At 64.6% G+C, this 14,963-nt stretch carries 13 protein-coding genes; 10 read left to right on the top strand and 3 right to left on the bottom strand.

Translation table 11 applies throughout. The features are described 5' to 3' along the window. The first annotated feature begins 116 nt into the window (after positions 1 to 116). Both OC446_RS09465 and OC446_RS09460 read left to right on the top strand, forming a co-directional pair. Positions 117 to 365, top strand: a complete 249-nt coding sequence (locus tag OC446_RS09465; protein WP_262028784.1) for a hypothetical protein — start codon at positions 117 to 119, stop codon at positions 363 to 365. Between the two features lie 218 nt (positions 366 to 583). After that, on the top strand, positions 584 to 2,215 hold the full coding sequence (locus OC446_RS09460) for an alpha-D-glucose phosphate-specific phosphoglucomutase (RefSeq protein ID WP_262028783.1): 1,632 nt from the start codon (positions 584 to 586) through the stop codon (positions 2,213 to 2,215). 5 nt (positions 2,216 to 2,220) lie between these two features. On the opposite strand, the gene OC446_RS09455 is transcribed toward OC446_RS09460, so the two are convergent. Next, complete coding sequence (locus OC446_RS09455; RefSeq protein ID WP_262028782.1) at positions 2,221 to 2,634, bottom strand: VOC family protein; 414 nt, start codon at positions 2,632 to 2,634, stop codon at positions 2,221 to 2,223. 405 nt (positions 2,635 to 3,039) lie between these two features. Between OC446_RS09455 and OC446_RS09450 the strand changes: the two genes are divergently transcribed. Further along, positions 3,040 to 3,357, top strand: coding sequence for a hypothetical protein (locus OC446_RS09450; protein WP_410055046.1), 318 nt, complete (start codon positions 3,040 to 3,042; stop codon positions 3,355 to 3,357). 6 nt (positions 3,358 to 3,363) lie between these two features. Here OC446_RS09450 and OC446_RS09445 read toward each other — a convergent pair whose 3' ends face one another. Then, positions 3,364 to 4,422, bottom strand: coding sequence for a LacI family DNA-binding transcriptional regulator (locus OC446_RS09445; RefSeq protein ID WP_262028780.1), 1,059 nt, complete (start codon positions 4,420 to 4,422; stop codon positions 3,364 to 3,366). 254 nt (positions 4,423 to 4,676) lie between these two features. Here OC446_RS09445 and OC446_RS09440 point away from each other — a divergent pair, with 254 nt between their 5' ends. The 7 genes from OC446_RS09440 (at position 4,677) to OC446_RS09410 (ending at position 11,764) form a co-directional block, all read left to right on the top strand. Continuing rightward, a complete protein-coding gene (locus tag OC446_RS09440) occupies positions 4,677 to 6,197 on the top strand; it encodes a sugar ABC transporter ATP-binding protein (protein WP_262028779.1) in 1,521 nt (506 codons plus the stop codon). Next, entirely contained in the window at positions 6,194 to 7,192 is a 999-nt protein-coding gene (locus OC446_RS09435) for an ABC transporter permease (protein ID WP_262028778.1), read from the top strand. The genes OC446_RS09440 and OC446_RS09435 overlap by 4 nt, the downstream gene beginning before the upstream one ends. Before the next feature lie 64 nt (positions 7,193 to 7,256). Continuing rightward, positions 7,257 to 8,207, top strand: coding sequence for a substrate-binding domain-containing protein (locus OC446_RS09430; protein ID WP_262028777.1), 951 nt, complete (start codon positions 7,257 to 7,259; stop codon positions 8,205 to 8,207). Positions 8,208 to 8,331: 124 nt separating this feature from the next. Then, positions 8,332 to 9,393 (top strand): sugar phosphate isomerase/epimerase family protein, encoded by a 1,062-nt coding sequence (locus OC446_RS09425; protein WP_262028776.1) that lies wholly within the window; start codon positions 8,332 to 8,334, stop codon positions 9,391 to 9,393. Between the two features lie 17 nt (positions 9,394 to 9,410). Continuing rightward, positions 9,411 to 10,586, top strand: a complete 1,176-nt coding sequence (locus OC446_RS09420) for a Gfo/Idh/MocA family protein (RefSeq protein ID WP_262028775.1) — start codon at positions 9,411 to 9,413, stop codon at positions 10,584 to 10,586. A gap of 112 nt (positions 10,587 to 10,698) precedes the next feature. Continuing rightward, positions 10,699 to 11,109, top strand: a complete 411-nt coding sequence (locus OC446_RS09415) for a Fur family transcriptional regulator (RefSeq protein WP_262028774.1) — start codon at positions 10,699 to 10,701, stop codon at positions 11,107 to 11,109. A gap of 202 nt (positions 11,110 to 11,311) precedes the next feature. After that, the gene (locus OC446_RS09410) at positions 11,312 to 11,764 is read left to right on the top strand and encodes a Fur family transcriptional regulator (RefSeq protein WP_009763185.1); all 453 of its coding nucleotides are present in this window, start codon (positions 11,312 to 11,314) and stop codon (positions 11,762 to 11,764) included. 108 nt (positions 11,765 to 11,872) lie between these two features. On the opposite strand, the gene OC446_RS09405 is transcribed toward OC446_RS09410, so the two are convergent. Further along, positions 11,873 to 14,956 (bottom strand): efflux RND transporter permease subunit, encoded by a 3,084-nt coding sequence (locus OC446_RS09405; protein ID WP_262028773.1) that lies wholly within the window; start codon positions 14,954 to 14,956, stop codon positions 11,873 to 11,875. Positions 14,957 to 14,963 lie beyond the last annotated feature (7 nt).

Raw genomic sequence — 14,963 nt, 5'->3', positions numbered from 1 at the left:
TAAGTTGAGGCCTAGGGCGTGACCCATCCGGTTTTTTACCGCCGCGCCTGAACACGGCGGCACCGCCTGCATTCTCTTCTTGAGCATGCAAAGCCTCGCCAAGACAGGAGATGACGATGGGCGTGAAAAAAGAAGAAGACGAACTGGTCGATGCCGGCTCGGAATATTCCTTCCCGGCCAGCGACCCACCCTCCTACATGGGCGGCTCGGCCGTGGCCGGTCCTCCGCCCCAGGACGAGCCGGCTCGCGAGCCGGTGAACAAGAGCGTGTCCGACCCGGACGAGGTGAAGCCGGCCGGCGACGCTCCGCAGGGCACCGATCCGGGCCAAGCGCCCAAGCGGCCGTCCGGCGGCAACAATCCTTAAACCTCCTCTCGGCCTTCCCTGGCAGGTCCTGGTGACAGGCCTGCCAGGGAATGTGGCAGCTCCTTCCTGCCGGTTACCGGATCTTTCATCCTGCCTTCATCTTGGCAGTGGCATCTGCCCCGAGTGACCCTAGAATGGTCCGTGATCCCCTCCGGGATCGACAAAGGATTTCGAGAACTGGCCCCGACGGGGCCGCCTCAAGGAAGTGATCTGCTCCGATGGTGACCACCCGTATTCCGACGACACCGTTTTCCGACCAGCGTCCCGGCACGTCCGGCCTGCGCAAGAAGGTCACCGTCTTCCAGCAGCCCCGTTATGTGGAGAACTTCATCCAGGCGATCTTCGACACCGTCGAGAACAAGGACGGCTCGACGCTGGTCATCGGTGGGGACGGACGCTTCTTCAACGAATCCGTCGTCCAGACCGCGATCAAGATGGCGGCGGCGAACGGCTTCGGCCGCGTTCTCGTCGGCCAAAAGGGCCTGTTGTCGACGCCGGCCGCCTCCTGCGTGATCCGCAAGCACAAGGCCATCGGCGGCCTCGTGCTCTCGGCTAGCCACAATCCCGGCGGACCGGATGGCGATTTCGGGATCAAGTTCAATATGTCCCACGGCGGCCCCGCGCCGGAAACCTTCACGGAAGCCGTGTTCCGCAAGGCGAGCGAGATCACCGAATACAGGATCGACGACGGGCCCGACATCGACCTCGGCACGATCGGACAAAGCAAGGTCGGCGACATGGCCGTCGAGGTGATTGATCCGGTGGCCGATTACGCGGAGCTGATGGAGCGGCTGGTCGATTTCGACGCCATCGCCGGGCTGTTCCGTTCCGGCTTCCGCATGCGCTTCGATGCGCTGAGCGCCATCACGGGTCCTTACGCGAAGGCCATTCTCGAAGGCCGGCTCGGCGCCCCGGCCGGCACGGTAGTGAACGGCGAGCCGAAGCCCGATTTCGGCGGCCACCATCCCGATCCGAACCCGGTCCATGCCCATGACCTCATGGAGCTGATGTACGGCCCCGACGCGCCCGATTTCGGCGCCGCCTCCGACGGCGACGGTGACCGCAACATGATCGTCGCGAAGGGCCTCTTCGTGACGCCGAGCGACAGCCTCGCGATCCTCACGAGCCATGCCCATCTGGCGCCCGGCTATGCCAAGGGGCTTTCCGGCGTGGCCCGCTCCATGCCGACGAGCCGCGCTGCCGACCGGGTCGCGGCGAAGCTCGGCATCAACTGCTTCGAGACGCCCACGGGCTGGAAGTTCTTCGCCAATCTCTTGGATGCGGGCCTCATCACCCTGTGCGGCGAGGAGAGCGCGGGCACGGGCTCGAACCATATCCGCGAGAAGGACGGCCTCTGGGCCGTGCTGCTCTGGCTCAACATCCTGGCCGTCACCCGCAAACCGGCCGACCAGATCGTCCGCGAGCACTGGGCCACGTTCGGGCGTGACTACTACACGCGCCACGATTACGAGGAGCTCGAGACGGCCCCGGCCAATGCGCTGATGGATGCGTTGCGAGCCAAGCTCCCGACCCTGCCCGGTCAGCGTTTCGGCACCCTCACGGTCCAGTCCTGCGACGACTTCGCCTATACGGACCCGGTCGACAAGTCCGTGACGCCGAAGCAGGGCATCCGCATCCTCTTCGCGGAGGACGCACGCGCCGTGTTCCGCCTGTCGGGCACCGGCACGTCGGGGGCGACCCTGCGCGTCTATCTCGAACGCTTCGAACCGAATGCCGACCGGCACGACCTGCCGACGGCCGAGGTCCTGACTCCCATCGTCCAGGCGGCGAACGAGATTGCCGAGATCGCTTCCCGCACGGGTCGTAACGAACCTAGCGTCGTGACCTGACGCGGTTAGTAGGTTTCCCAGAGTCCCGGCGTCGCCAGTTCGAGAAGGTGGCCGTCGGGATCCCGGAAATAGACGCTGGTCCCGCCGCGGGACCAGGTCGTTCGGCTCTCGATGGGGATATGGCGCTCCTGGAGCCGTTTCTCCCACGCCGGCAGCTCATCGGCCGAAACGGCGAAGCCGATATGCAGTGGCCCCCGCCCGTCATGGCCGGGGATCGTCCCGCCGGGCGTGGGCATGTCCTGCCGCGACGCACCGCGCAGGAAGATCAGCAGCACACTCTTACCGGCCACGTCGAAGGCATACATGCGCGCATTGCCGAAAAGCACTCTCAGGCCGAGATCATCCTCATAGAAGGCGCGCGCCCGCGCCAGGTCGTCGACATAGAGCGCGGTCTCGAGAACGGCGTTGAGCGTGGGCATATAGGACCTCGTAGCAATCTCGCTGCCTGCATTTTGTCCACGGCCGCCTGTTCCATGTCCAGTAATGCTTGAAAAACCGCAGGTTTCAGGGCGGCGAAAAATTGGGCAATGATGCTGACCTTTTGGTCTTGAAACGGGCCTTCCGACCCCTTACTTCTTGCAATGCAACACGGCGATTGGCGTCGCAGCGTTGCTGCCCTTCTTGGGCGTTTCCTCCCTAAACTTCGGGCCGTTGGCAACAACGGCCTTTTTTCTTGCCCGAAGTCAGGATCCCTGAGGCGTCTCAGGACCGGAACATCCCGGAATCCCGATGGTTTCCCCTCCAACGGAGCCCGGGAGAATCAGATGTCCACCCGTTCAGACAATCATCATGCCGACATTCCGCCGACGCGCACGATCAAGCCTATGGATGCGCCGCCTCTGACCGAGGGCTCGACCACCGCGCAGTTGAAGGGTGACATCGACAGCGGCCGCACGGGCGACAAGACCCAGGTGTTCGACCCGGGCCTCTCCCCGTTGGGTTCCGACGACGAGGCCGCCGGAACGCCGCCGACACCGGCGCAGGTTGATCAGGCCCGCCATCAGGAATCCTCCGTGCGCTGGAAGGAAGGCGCCGAAAAGGACAGCTATGCCCACCAGGATTCGCGCAAGGCCCTCTACGCCTTCGTCGGCTTCATCGGCCTGGTGCTCGTCCTGTTCGTGGGCGCCGTCTCGATCTTCTGAACGGGTTCAAAGCGGCGCCACGCTGTCCCGGATCACCAACTCCGTCTCCAGTCTGATCCGCTTGGGCGACGGCCGCCCCTGCAAAAGATCGATCAGAGCCGATGCCGCAGCCTGTCCCAGCTCCCGCCGCGGCTGGCGGATCGTGGTCAGCGACGGCTCGGCCACGACGGCGAAGTCAATATCGTCGAAACCGGCCACCGAAATGTCGTCCGGAACCCGGAGCCCGGCGGAAAAGAGGGTGCGCATCAGCCCGATGGCCATCTCGTCGCTGGTGCAGAACACGGCCGTCGGGCGGTCCCGGCGCGCGACGATATCCCGCCCCGCTCTCACGCCCGCCTCGATGGTGTAGTCTCCGGGAATGACCTGGACCGGCTCGAACGGCAGGCCGGAGGCCGCCAGACCATCCTTGAAGCCCTGGAATCGCTCGCGTTCTAGGATGTTGCTCGCGGGACCGCTCACATAGGCAATGCTGCGATGGCCCAGGGAGGCCAAATGCTGGGTCATGCGGGAGGCGGCGGCGCGGTTGTCAATCTCGATCTGCGGGATGTCGGCGCCGGGAATGCTCTCGCAGAGCGCCACGAGCGGAATCGTGATGCGGGCCGAGATTCCTTCGCCTCCGCGGCTCTGCCCGAACAGGTGGCCGTTCAGGAGGATCGCACCGTCGACTCGGCCAGCTGCCGTGAAGGCGGCGAAATGCGCCTCCTTCTCGGGCGAGCCGTCGAGATCGCCGATGATCATGCCGTATCCGGCCTCGAAGAGGGTTTCCTCGATACCCCGCAGGATCTTGGAAAAGAACGTGTTCGCGAGGTCGGGCAGGACGACCAGGACCATGTAGGTCTTCTGAGAGCGCAAGGTGCGCGCGGCGGGGTTGGGCACGTAGCCGGTCTTGGCGATGGCCTCCAGGACCCGCGCACGGGCCTCGGGCGATACCCGCTCCGGGGTCGCAAGGGCCCGGCTGACCGTCGCGGTCGAGACGTCCGCGAGCTTGGCGACATCCTGGATCCGCGTCGCGCGGACGGAAATGGCCTCAGACCCCGACCCGTCCTTGTGCCCGATGTCGTCCATGAACCTCCCCCTACGATGGTTCTGTTTGACAGAAGCCGGGGTTTCGGTAAAGTTTCATGTAATCGATTACATGCGGCCGTTGTCGCGCCCGTCGATCACCCTACATCGTGAATAGTCCCGCCAAGAGGACAAAGCGACAATCCAGGAGGAAACCAATGCCAGCCCGCGCCACGTCCAGCTGATCAGCACCGCATCCCTTCGATGATCGTCTTCCCCAAGCGGAAGCGAGTGATGCCGCTCATCTGGAGCCGTTCATGGAATCAGTTCTTCGCGCCGAGAACATCTCGAAATCCTTCGGACCCATCGAGGTCCTGAGTGGCATTTCGCTGGATCTGAAGCCCGGCGAGGTCCATGCGGTCATCGGCGAGAACGGGGCCGGAAAGTCCACCCTGATGCGCGTCCTCTCGGGCCACATCGCGCCGACGAAGGGCAGCCTGCACCTGAACGGCCGGCCGATCACCTTCTCGGGTCCGGTGGATGCGGAGAGCCACGGCATCGTTCTCGTGCACCAGGAGATCCTTCTCGCGCCCGACCTGACGGTGGCGCAGAACCTGTTTCTCGGCCGCGAGATCAAGCGTTTCGGCTTCGTCGACGACAAGGCCATGCGCGAGCGGACGCGATCCATCCTGCGTGATCTCGGCACCCGGATCGACCCCGACCGGGAGGTCGGCCGCCTGTCCATCGCCGACCGGCAGCTGGTACAGATCGCCCGCGCGCTGCTCGTACCGCATAAGGTCGTCGCCTTCGACGAGCCGACCGCGGTGCTCACGCCCATCGAGGCCGAGAGCCTGTTCACGATCATCCGCAAGCTGCGCGCACAGGGCGTGGCGGTGCTCTACATCTCGCATCGTTTGAACGAGGTGAAAGCGATTGCCGATCGCGTCACCGTTTTGCGCGACGGCCGCCACGTGGCGACGCGCGACATCGACGGATTGGAACCGCTTGAGATGGCGCGCCTCATGGTCGGCCGCGACATGTCCAAGCTCTATCCGGAAAAACCCGCCACCGCCTCCGACCAGCCGCTTCTCACCGTGCGCGATATGGCCGTGCCGGGCTATGTGGAGAACGCCTCCTTCACCCTCCATCGCGGGGAGATCCTCGGCTTCGGCGGCCTCATCGGGGCGGGCCGCACCGAATTGTTCGAAGCCCTCGTGGGCCTTCGCCCCGGACACGGGACCATCACCCTCGACGGCCGGCAGGCTCGCTTCCGCGACGCCCGTGAGGCGATGGAAGCGGGCATCGTCTACCTCTCCGAGGACCGGAAGGGCAAAGGCCTGCTGCTGCAGCAGAACCTTCGTATGAACCTGACATTGGCGGCCCTGGAGAAGTTCAGCCGCGGCTCCTTCCTCGATGGAAGCGGCGAGGAGCAGGCGCTCGACAAGGCGATCAAGGATTTCGACATCCGCACCCGCCGCCGCGACCTTCTCGCTGGACAGCTGTCCGGCGGCAACCAGCAAAAGCTCCTGCTCGCCAAGATGATGCTGGTGGAGCCGCGCATCGTCATCATCGACGAGCCGACGCGCGGCGTCGACATCGGCACCAAGGAGCAGATCTACCGCTTTATCGCCTCGCTCGCTGCCGAAGGCCGCGCCGTCGTCGTCATCTCGTCCGAGATGCAGGAGCTGATCGGCCTGTGCCACCGGGTTGTCGTGATGCGCAACGGGCGCGTCGCCGGCGAAGTCGCTCAGGGCGACCTGTCCGAGGATTCCATCGTTTATCTCGCCACCGGCGTCCATGAAGAAAGGGCGGCGGAAATCGCCGCAGGCCACGCATGACCGAAACCGTGCTTCGCTCCACCGCCGAGAAGCGGCGGTTCAATGTCGACATGCGGGCTCTTTCGCCCTTCATCGCGCTGATCGTGCTCATCATCGCGGGCGCGCTGATCAACCCGGATTTCCTCACCGCGTCGAACCTGCTCAACGTGGTGACGCGCTCGGCCTTCATCGCCATCATCGCGGTCGGCGCCACCTTCGTGATCGCCGGCGGCGGGCTCGATCTCTCGGTCGGCTCCATGGCGGCGCTCACGGCGGGCGTCATGATCCTGACCCTGAACAATCTTGGCGGCGGCGACGTGGGAACGCTCGCGCTCGGCATGCTGGCCGCCATCGCCCTGAGCGCGGCCTGCGGCCTGGCGAACGGCCTCATCGTCACCTTCGGGCGCATCGAGCCCTTCATTGTGACGCTCGGCACCATGGGCATCTACCGCTCCCTGGTGATCTGGCTGGCGGCGGGCGGCACGATCACCATGCGCAACTACGACCTGCGCGAGCTCTACCGCCCGGTCTATTTCGACAGCATTCTCGGTGTTCCGATTCCCATCATCGCGTTCCTCGTGGTGGCGGCCATTGGGGCGCTGATCCTCTATCGCACCTCCTTCGGCCGGCACGTGGTGGCGCTCGGCTCCAACGAAGATGTGGCCCGCTACTCGGGCGTTCCGATCTGGCGCGTGCGCACGCTCACCTACGTCATCCAGGGGATCTGCGTCGGCATCGCCGTTCTGGTCTACGTGCCACGCCTCGGTTCCGCCACGCCGACGACCGGCCTTCTGTGGGAGTTGCAGGCCATCACGGCCGTGGTCATCGGCGGCACCGCGCTCAAGGGCGGTGTCGGTCGCGTCTGGGGAACGGTAGTCGGCGCCGTGATCCTCGAACTCGTCGCTAACATCATGGTGCTGTCGAACTTCGTCTCCGAGTTTCTCGTGGGCGCGGTTCAGGGCGCCATCATCATTGTCGCCATGCTCGTGCAGCGGTCCGTCCACCGCGGGCGATGAAACCGGGCTCAAGCCACCGGACAAGGGACAAAGGCTTGAAATCAACGCTTCAGGGAGGAATGAGATGAAAGCAACGGTACTGAAGATCGCGGTTGCCGCAGGCCTCATGGCCGGCGTCGCCACCGGGGCGATGGCCCAGCAGAAGAACGTGACGATCGGCGTCTCGATTCCGGCCGCGACCCACGGCTGGACCGGCGGCGTCGTCTACCACGCGCAGGAGACCGCGAAGCTGCTCGAGAAGGGTTATCCGGGCCTCAAGGTCATCGTGAAGACCTCCCCGGATGGCGCCTCGCAGGCGAACGCCCTCGACGACCTGACCTCGCAGAAGGTCGACGCGCTGGTGGTGCTGCCCTTCAACTCCGACGAGCTGACGAACCCCGTCCGCGAGATCAAGAAGCGCGGCACCTTCATCACCGTGGTTGATCGCGGCCTCAAGGATGCGTCGATCCAGGACATCTATGTCGCCGGCAACAACCCGGAATTCGGCCGCGTCGCCGGCAAGTACTTCGTCGACAACCTGAAGCAGGGCAACGTCGTGGTCTTCCGCGGCATTCCGACGGTGATCGACGAGGAGCGCGTATCGAACTTCGAGAAGGCCCTCGAAGGCTCGGGCGTGAAGGTGATCGACAAGCAATATGCCAACTGGAACCGGGACGACGCCTTCAAGGTGATGCAGGACTTCCTGTCCAAGCACCCGAAGATCGACGCGGTGTGGGCTTCGGACGACGACATGGCGCTCGGCATCATGGAAGCGATCCGTCAGGCCAAGCGCGAGGACATCAAGTTCGTCCTCGGCGGTGCGGGCATGAAGGACATGATCAAGAAGGTGATGGACGGCGACAAGATGATCCCGGCCGACGTCTCCTATCCGCCGTCGATGATCTCCACCGCCATGGGCGTCACCGCGGCGCATTTCTACAGCAACGCCCCGATGCGCGGCACCTACGTGCTCAATGCCCAGCTGATCACGAAGGACAACGCCAAGGACCACTACTTCCCCGAATCGCCATTCTAGTTTGATGGCGTGGACCTCGCCTCTCCCCGCCGGGAGAGGCGAGGCAACGGAAAGCTGCTCGATCTCCGTGCGGCTTCCCCTTGCCAGTTCCTGCCCTCACCCACGCCACATCGGGAGTTCACCCATGAAGACCATGAAGGGCCCCGGCCTTTTCCTTGCACAATTCGCAGGCGACGAGGCTCCGTTCAATTCGCTCGACTCGATCTGCCGCTGGGCGGCGTCCCTCGGCTACAAGGGTGTTCAGATTCCTACCTTCGACCCGCGCCTGTTCGATCTGAAGAAGGCGGCGGAATCGGAGACCTATTGTGACGAGATCGCCGGCATCGTGCGCTCGCACGGCATGGATATCACGGAGCTCTCCACGCACCTGCAGGGTCAGCTCGTCGCCGTTCATCCGGCCTATGACGAGGCCTTCGATGGATTCGCGGCTCCCGAGGTGCGCGGCAATCCGAAGGCCAGGCAGGAATGGGCGGTGAACCAGATGCTCATGGCGGCGAAGGCCTCCAAGCGCCTGGGCCTGAACGCCAGCGTCACCTTCTCGGGCGCGCTGGCCTGGCCCTTCATGTATCCCTGGCCGCAGCGCCCCGCCGGCCTCGTCGAGACCGCCTTCGAGGAGCTGGGACGTCGCTGGAAACCCATTCTCGATGCCTACGAGGATGCGGGCTGCGACGTCTGCTACGAAATTCATCCCGGCGAGGACATCCACGACGGCGCCACCTTCGAGCGCTTCGTCGACGCCGTCGGGGGACATCGTCGCGCCTGCATCAATTACGATCCGAGCCACTTCCTGCTGCAGCAGCTCGACTACGTCGCCTTCATCGACCTCTACCACGAGCGCATCAAGGCCTTCCACGCCAAGGACGCGGAGTTCAACCCATCCGGGCGCGTCGGCGTCTATGGCGGCTACGAGAGCTGGATCAACCGCGCCGGACGCTTCCGCTCGCTCGGCGACGGGCAGGTGGATTTCAACGCCATCTTCTCCAAGCTCGCGCAATACGACTACGATTCCTGGGCCGTGCTGGAATGGGAATGCGCCCTGAAGCATCCCGAGGACGGCGCGCGCGAAGGTGCGGAGTTCATCAGCGCGCATATCATCCGCGTGACGGAAAAGGCCTTCGACGATTTCGCCGCCGGCGGAACGGACGAGGCGGCGAACCGCCGGATGCTCGGCATCGACGCCGGCTAAGCGACAAGGGGGCACCTATGACGATTGCAGGATCACCGGATCAGAAGCTCAACCGCCGCTTGCGCCTCGGCATGGTCGGCGGCGGGCGCGGCGCCTTCATCGGCGCGGTGCACCGCATCGCCGCCCGCCTCGACGACCGCTGGGAGCTGGTGGCGGGCGCCCTCTCGTCCGACCCGGAGCGGGCCAAGGCCTCCGGCGAGGACCTGCTCCTGAAGCCGGATCGCATCTACGGCGATTTCAACGAGATGGCGCGCCGCGAGCGGCGGCTGAAGGACGGTATCGACGCCGTCGCGATCGTGACGCCGAACCACGCCCACGCGGCGGCCGCGCGCGCCTTTCTCAAGGCGGGCATCCACGTGATCTGCGACAAGCCGCTCACGACCACGCGCCGCGAGGCGGACCAGCTCGCCAAGCTCGCGCGCGAATCCGGTCTCGTCTTTGCGGTCACGCATAACTACACCGGCTATCCGCTCGTGCGGCAGGCCCGCGCCATGGTGCAGGCGGGCGAGCTCGGGGCGCTGCGCGTGGTGCAGGTGGAATACGCGCAGGACTGGCTCGCCACCCGCATGGAGGAGACCGGCAGCAAGCAGGCGGAATGGCGCACGGATCCGGCCCGCTCAGGCCCCGCTGGCGCGGTCGGCGACATCGGCACACACGCCTTCAACCTCGCCGAGTTCATCGCCGGCGACGAGATCACGTCCCTGTCGGCGGAGCTGCACACCTTCGTGGAGGGCCGCAGGCTCGACGACAACGCCCACATGATGCTGCGCTTCGCATCGGGCGCCAAGGGCATGCTCTGGTGCAGCCAGGTGGCGGCCGGGCTCGAGAACGGCCTGAAGATCCGCATCTATGGCGAGAAGGCCGGGCTCGAATGGCATCAGGAGAACCCCAACTATCTCACTTTCTCTCGCCTGGGCGAGCCGCCGCGCACGATCCGCCGCAACGGCTACGGGGCCGACGAGGTCTCCCGCGCGGCCTCGCGCATTCCGGGCGGGCATCCGGAAGGCTACCTCGAAGGCTTCGCGCAGCTCTACACCGACGTGGCCGAGCAGATCGCCGCCCGGATGGAGAACCGCGAGCCCCATCCCTTTTCGCTCCAAGTGCCCACCGTGGAGCACGGGGTGCGCGGCGTCCGCTTCATCGAGGCGGCCGTGCGCTCGTCGCAGCGCAAGGCCGCCTGGGTCGATCTATAGACCGTTGCGAATGGGGCCGGCTCGGCCGGCCCCATTCGCCTCTTCCCTTGAAATCGCCTCCGCAATCATGACGTATAGGGTCGACGCCTCCAGCGGATCAGACGATTTCAAGATGGTTTCCACGCATCACCACCACGGCCTCGAGGACCTGAACGACACCCAGAAGCGGGTGCACCGGATTCTGTGCTCCGCCCAGAACCCGCTCTCGGCGTATGAGGTCCTTGACAAGATGCGGGCGAAGGGCGCCGTCACGCCGCCGACCGTCTACCGGTCCCTGGACAAGCTGATCGAGAAGGGCCTCGCCCACCGGCTCGAGAGCCTCAACGCCTATGTGGCCTGCAAGCACCCGCACCACGAGCACGACATGGCGGCCTTTGCGATCTGCGAGAGCTGCGGCCTCGTCAAGGAATTCACCGACCCGCATATCAGCGAGCGGCTCTCCCATTGGGGCGACGGCCATGCGTTCCATACCAAGAAGGTCACGGTCGAAATCCGTGGGCTGTGCGAGAGCTGCGCCAAGTAGCGCTTATCCTCAGGAACATCGGCCTATATTATTACGTTATTACGTTTTTTATTTCCCGGCATGAGCCGTATTTTTGCTCATACGCTCAGTTCCTTTGCGGAATATTCACAGCTAGAGACCCACTCAGTAACGATAGCACATTGTCAGCCACACTTTTTCCCTATATGAATATGTAGGTTCCGTAATAACAGGAGTGTGGCTCATGAGCACAAAGGCCCTCAGGAAAGAAGAAGAGGAAAACCTCCTCCGTCGTGCAGACGATCTGTGCCGCCAGAACAATCTCAGGCTCACGCCGATTCGCGAGCGCGTCTATCGCGAACTGGTTCAGAGCGGCGGCCCGGTTGGAGCTTACGATCTCGTCGACCGTCTCAGCAGCGAGAAGAAGCGGCTGGCCCCGGTCACGATCTATCGCGCGCTCGACTTCCTGCGCGATGCCGGTCTCGTCCATCGTCTGGCGACCCAGAACTCCTACGTCATTTCCCACGGCCAGCCGGACGTGAACGCGATGAAGATCATGTTCGTCGATTCCAAGACGGGCGAGACCATCGAAGTCCATTCGACCGAGGTCGCGGAGGCCGTGAAGAAGGCCGCCGAGCAGGCCGGCTTCAAGTCCGTCTCCCCGTTCATGGAAGTCGAGGGCGAGATCGCCCATTGATTTCAGACAGGAAGGCAGGAACGATTTCGGAACCCTGCCTTTCGAGCTCTGAACGTCAAAAGGCCGGGCATTGCCCGGCCTTTTCTTTGTCGTGATGGAGCGGCTGCCTCACTCGGCCGCCAGGGCCTGGTGATGGGAATGGGCGTCCTCCGTCCGGCCGGCCCGCACCGTCTCCTTCGAGATGAAGGTGTAGAACATCGGCACCACGAAGAGCGTGAAGATCGTGCCAATCGACATGCCCGAGGCGATCACGAGACCCATGGAGAAGCGCGCCGCAGCACCGGCGCCGCTGGCATAGAGCAGCGGCGCGACGCCGAGCACCATGGCGGCCGTGGTCATGAGGATGGGGCGAAGACGCACGCGGGCCGCCTCCTCGATGGCCTCACGCTTGTTGACGCCGTGCTTCTCCTTCAGCTCGTTGGCGAACTCCACCATCAGGATGCCGTGCTTGGTGATCAGACCCACGAGGGTGATCAGGCCGACCTGCGTGTAGATGTTCAGCGTCGCGAGTCCGACGTTCAGGAAGATCATGGCGCCGAACATGGAGAGCGGCACCGACATCATGATGATGAACGGATCGCGGAAGCTCTCGAACTGCGCCGCCAGCACCAGATAGATCACGATGACCGCAAGACCGAAGGCGAGGAAGATCGAGCTTCCCTCCTGGATCTCCAGGCGCGACTGGCCGGAATAATCCTCGTAGAAGCCCTGGGGCATGACCTCCTTGCCGATCGAACGCAGGGTCGCCAGGCCCTCCGATGTGGTCACGCCGGGCAGAGGCAGCGCCGAGACGGTCGCCGAGTTGAGCTGGTTGAACTGCTCGATGACCGCCGGGGCCGCGTCCGTCTTGATGCTGACAAGCGCGGAAAGCGGAACCATGGATCCGTCCGAGGCCCTCACATAGTACTCGGCCAGGCGTTCCGGATTCAGGCGGTCCTGCTGCCGCACCTGGCTGACCACGTCGTAGCTCCGGCTGTCGCGGTCGAACTTCGAGATCGGCGCGCCGCCCACCAGGGCGCCGAGCGTGTTGCCGATCTCGGAGACCGGCACGCCGAGGGCGGCGGCTCGGTCGCGGTCCACCGTGATGCGGGCGCGCGGAGTCTCGTAGGAGATGGAGTTCTGAACCACGATGAACTTGCCGGACTTCATCGCACGCTTGCGAATCTCCTCGGCCACCTCGTAGGCCTGGGACGAGTCGCCGATGGTCCGCAGCACGTACTGGACCGGCAGGCCGTCGCCGCCGCCGGGAAGCGACGGAGGTGCGAAGGCGAAGGCCTGCACGCCCGCGTTCTGGTTCAGGAGGTTCTGGATGTCCTGCTTGGTCGCGGCGCCCTTCTTGTCGCGCTCGCTCCACTCCTTCAGCTTGAAGCCGAAGAAGCCGCCGCCGCCGCCGTCGATGCCGACGATCAGGAAGCTGTCCTCGATCTCGGGGATCTTCTCGCCCGCCTTCGTGAACTGCTTGGAGAAGGCCTGGGTATACTCGGCCGTAGCGTATTTCGGCACGTTGACGATGCCGAGATAGGCGCCCTGATCCTCTTCCGGCGCGAGCTCGGAGGAGGTCTTGGTGAACAGGAACGCCGTGGTGCCGAGCAGGACCGCGACGATGACCAGGGTTACGCCGCGATAATCCAGCGAGCCCTTCAAGCGCCGCCCATACCAGTTCTCGAGCCGCGTAAAGGTGCGGTCCACAAAGGCGGCGAACCGTCCCTGGCCGCCATGCGCCTTCAGCAGCTTGGAGGACATCATGGGCGAGAGCGTCACCGCGATAATGCCCGAGATAATCACCGCCCCCGCGAGGGTGAAGGCAAACTCGCGGAAGAGCGAGCCGGTCAACCCTTGCGTGAATCCGATCGGCGCGTACACCGCGGCCAGCGTCACCGTCATAGACACGATGGGAAGGAAGATCTCCTTCATGCCCACGATGGCCGCGTCGACGGGCTTAAGCCCCTCCTCGATGTGGCGGTGGATGTTCTCCAGCACCACGATGGCGTCGTCGACCACGAGACCGATGGCGAGCACCATGGCCAGCAGGGTCAGGAGGTTGATCGAATAACCCAGCACATAGAGGAAGAAGCACACGCCGACGAGCGAGAGCGGGATCGTCACGATGGGGATCAGCACCGAGCGGAAGGAGCCCAGGAAGAGCAGGATCACCACCACGACGATGAGGGCCGCCTCGCCGATGGTCTTGAACACTTCCTCGATGGAGGCCGAGATGAAGTTCGACGCGTCGTAGACGATCTCGACGCTCATGCCCTTCGGCAGGGTCGGGCGGATCGCATCGATGGCCTTCGTGACTCCGGCCGCGACGGTCAGCGGATTGGCCGAAGGCGTCGGCGTGATGCCGATGAAGGTGCCCTGGCTGCCGTTGAAGCTGACGATGGTGTCCGTGCTCTTGGGGCCGAGTTCCACATCCGCCACGTCGCGCAGGCGCACGACTTGGTCGCCCGCCGAGCGGATCGGCAGCATACCGAAAGTCTCGGGCGTCTGCAGCGTCGTCTGCATGTCGAGCCGGTAGGCCACGTACTCGCTCTGCGTCTTGCCGGGCGCCGCGAGGAAGTTGTTGGCATTGATCGCCTGAACGACATCGCCCGCCGTGACGCCGCGAGCCGCCAGGCGCACGGGGTCGAGCCAGACGCGCATGGAGAAGTCGCGCCCGCCGAGGATTTCGGCATTGCCGACACCGTCGAGCGTCGCGAAGCGCGGCTGCACCACGCGGGTGAGGAATTCGGAAACCTGCTCCGGATTCATCTCCGTGCTGCCGAAGGTCAGGTACATGAGCGCGAAGCTCTGGCCCGTGCCCTTCATGATCACCGGATCCTCGGCCTCCGAGGGAAGCTGCGCACGCACCTGCTGCACCTTCGCGGTGACTTCGGTGAGCGCCGCGTTCGGATCCGTGTTCAGGCGCATGCGCACCGACACCGTGCTGATGCCAAGGCGGCTCTGCGTCGTCACGTAGTCCACGCCTTCCGCGCTGGACACGGACTTGGCGATGGGCGTGCTGATGAAGCCCTGGATCAGGTCGGCACTGGCGCCCGTATAGACCGTCGTGATCGTGATCGTGGTTTCCTCGACCTCAGGATACTGACGAACCTGGAGGCTCATCAGACCCTGCGCGCCGAGCAGCAGGATCAGGAGGCTCACCACCATCGACAGGACGGGGCGGCGAATGAAAAGTTCGGTGAAACTCATGGCTTAT

It is taken from the genome of Microvirga sp. Mcv34, assembly GCF_024519725.1.
Taxonomy (GTDB): Bacteria; Pseudomonadota; Alphaproteobacteria; order Rhizobiales; family Beijerinckiaceae; genus Microvirga.
The sequence above is the reverse complement of the archived record's forward strand: the minus strand, read 5'-3'. Positions and strand labels throughout refer to the sequence as shown.

What these genes read in the sequence shown, in the direction of transcription:
- OC446_RS09465 (WP_262028784.1), top strand. Translation starts at nt 117, where the DNA reads ATGGGCGTGAAAAAAGAAGAAGACGAACTGGTCGATGCCGGCTCGGAA.
- OC446_RS09460 (WP_262028783.1), top strand. Translation starts at nt 584, where the DNA reads ATGGTGACCACCCGTATTCCGACGACACCGTTTTCCGACCAGCGTCCC.
- OC446_RS09455 (WP_262028782.1), bottom strand. Translation starts at nt 2,634, where the DNA reads ATGCCCACGCTCAACGCCGTTCTCGAGACCGCGCTCTATGTCGACGAC.
- OC446_RS09450 (WP_410055046.1), top strand. Translation starts at nt 3,040, where the DNA reads ATGGATGCGCCGCCTCTGACCGAGGGCTCGACCACCGCGCAGTTGAAG.
- OC446_RS09445 (WP_262028780.1), bottom strand. Translation starts at nt 4,422, where the DNA reads ATGGACGACATCGGGCACAAGGACGGGTCGGGGTCTGAGGCCATTTCC.
- OC446_RS09440 (WP_262028779.1), top strand. Translation starts at nt 4,677, where the DNA reads ATGGAATCAGTTCTTCGCGCCGAGAACATCTCGAAATCCTTCGGACCC.
- OC446_RS09435 (WP_262028778.1), top strand. Translation starts at nt 6,194, where the DNA reads ATGACCGAAACCGTGCTTCGCTCCACCGCCGAGAAGCGGCGGTTCAAT.
- OC446_RS09430 (WP_262028777.1), top strand. Translation starts at nt 7,257, where the DNA reads ATGAAAGCAACGGTACTGAAGATCGCGGTTGCCGCAGGCCTCATGGCC.
- OC446_RS09425 (WP_262028776.1), top strand. Translation starts at nt 8,332, where the DNA reads ATGAAGACCATGAAGGGCCCCGGCCTTTTCCTTGCACAATTCGCAGGC.
- OC446_RS09420 (WP_262028775.1), top strand. Translation starts at nt 9,411, where the DNA reads ATGACGATTGCAGGATCACCGGATCAGAAGCTCAACCGCCGCTTGCGC.
- OC446_RS09415 (WP_262028774.1), top strand. Translation starts at nt 10,699, where the DNA reads ATGGTTTCCACGCATCACCACCACGGCCTCGAGGACCTGAACGACACC.
- OC446_RS09410 (WP_009763185.1), top strand. Translation starts at nt 11,312, where the DNA reads ATGAGCACAAAGGCCCTCAGGAAAGAAGAAGAGGAAAACCTCCTCCGT.
- OC446_RS09405 (WP_262028773.1), bottom strand. Translation starts at nt 14,956, where the DNA reads ATGAGTTTCACCGAACTTTTCATTCGCCGCCCCGTCCTGTCGATGGTG.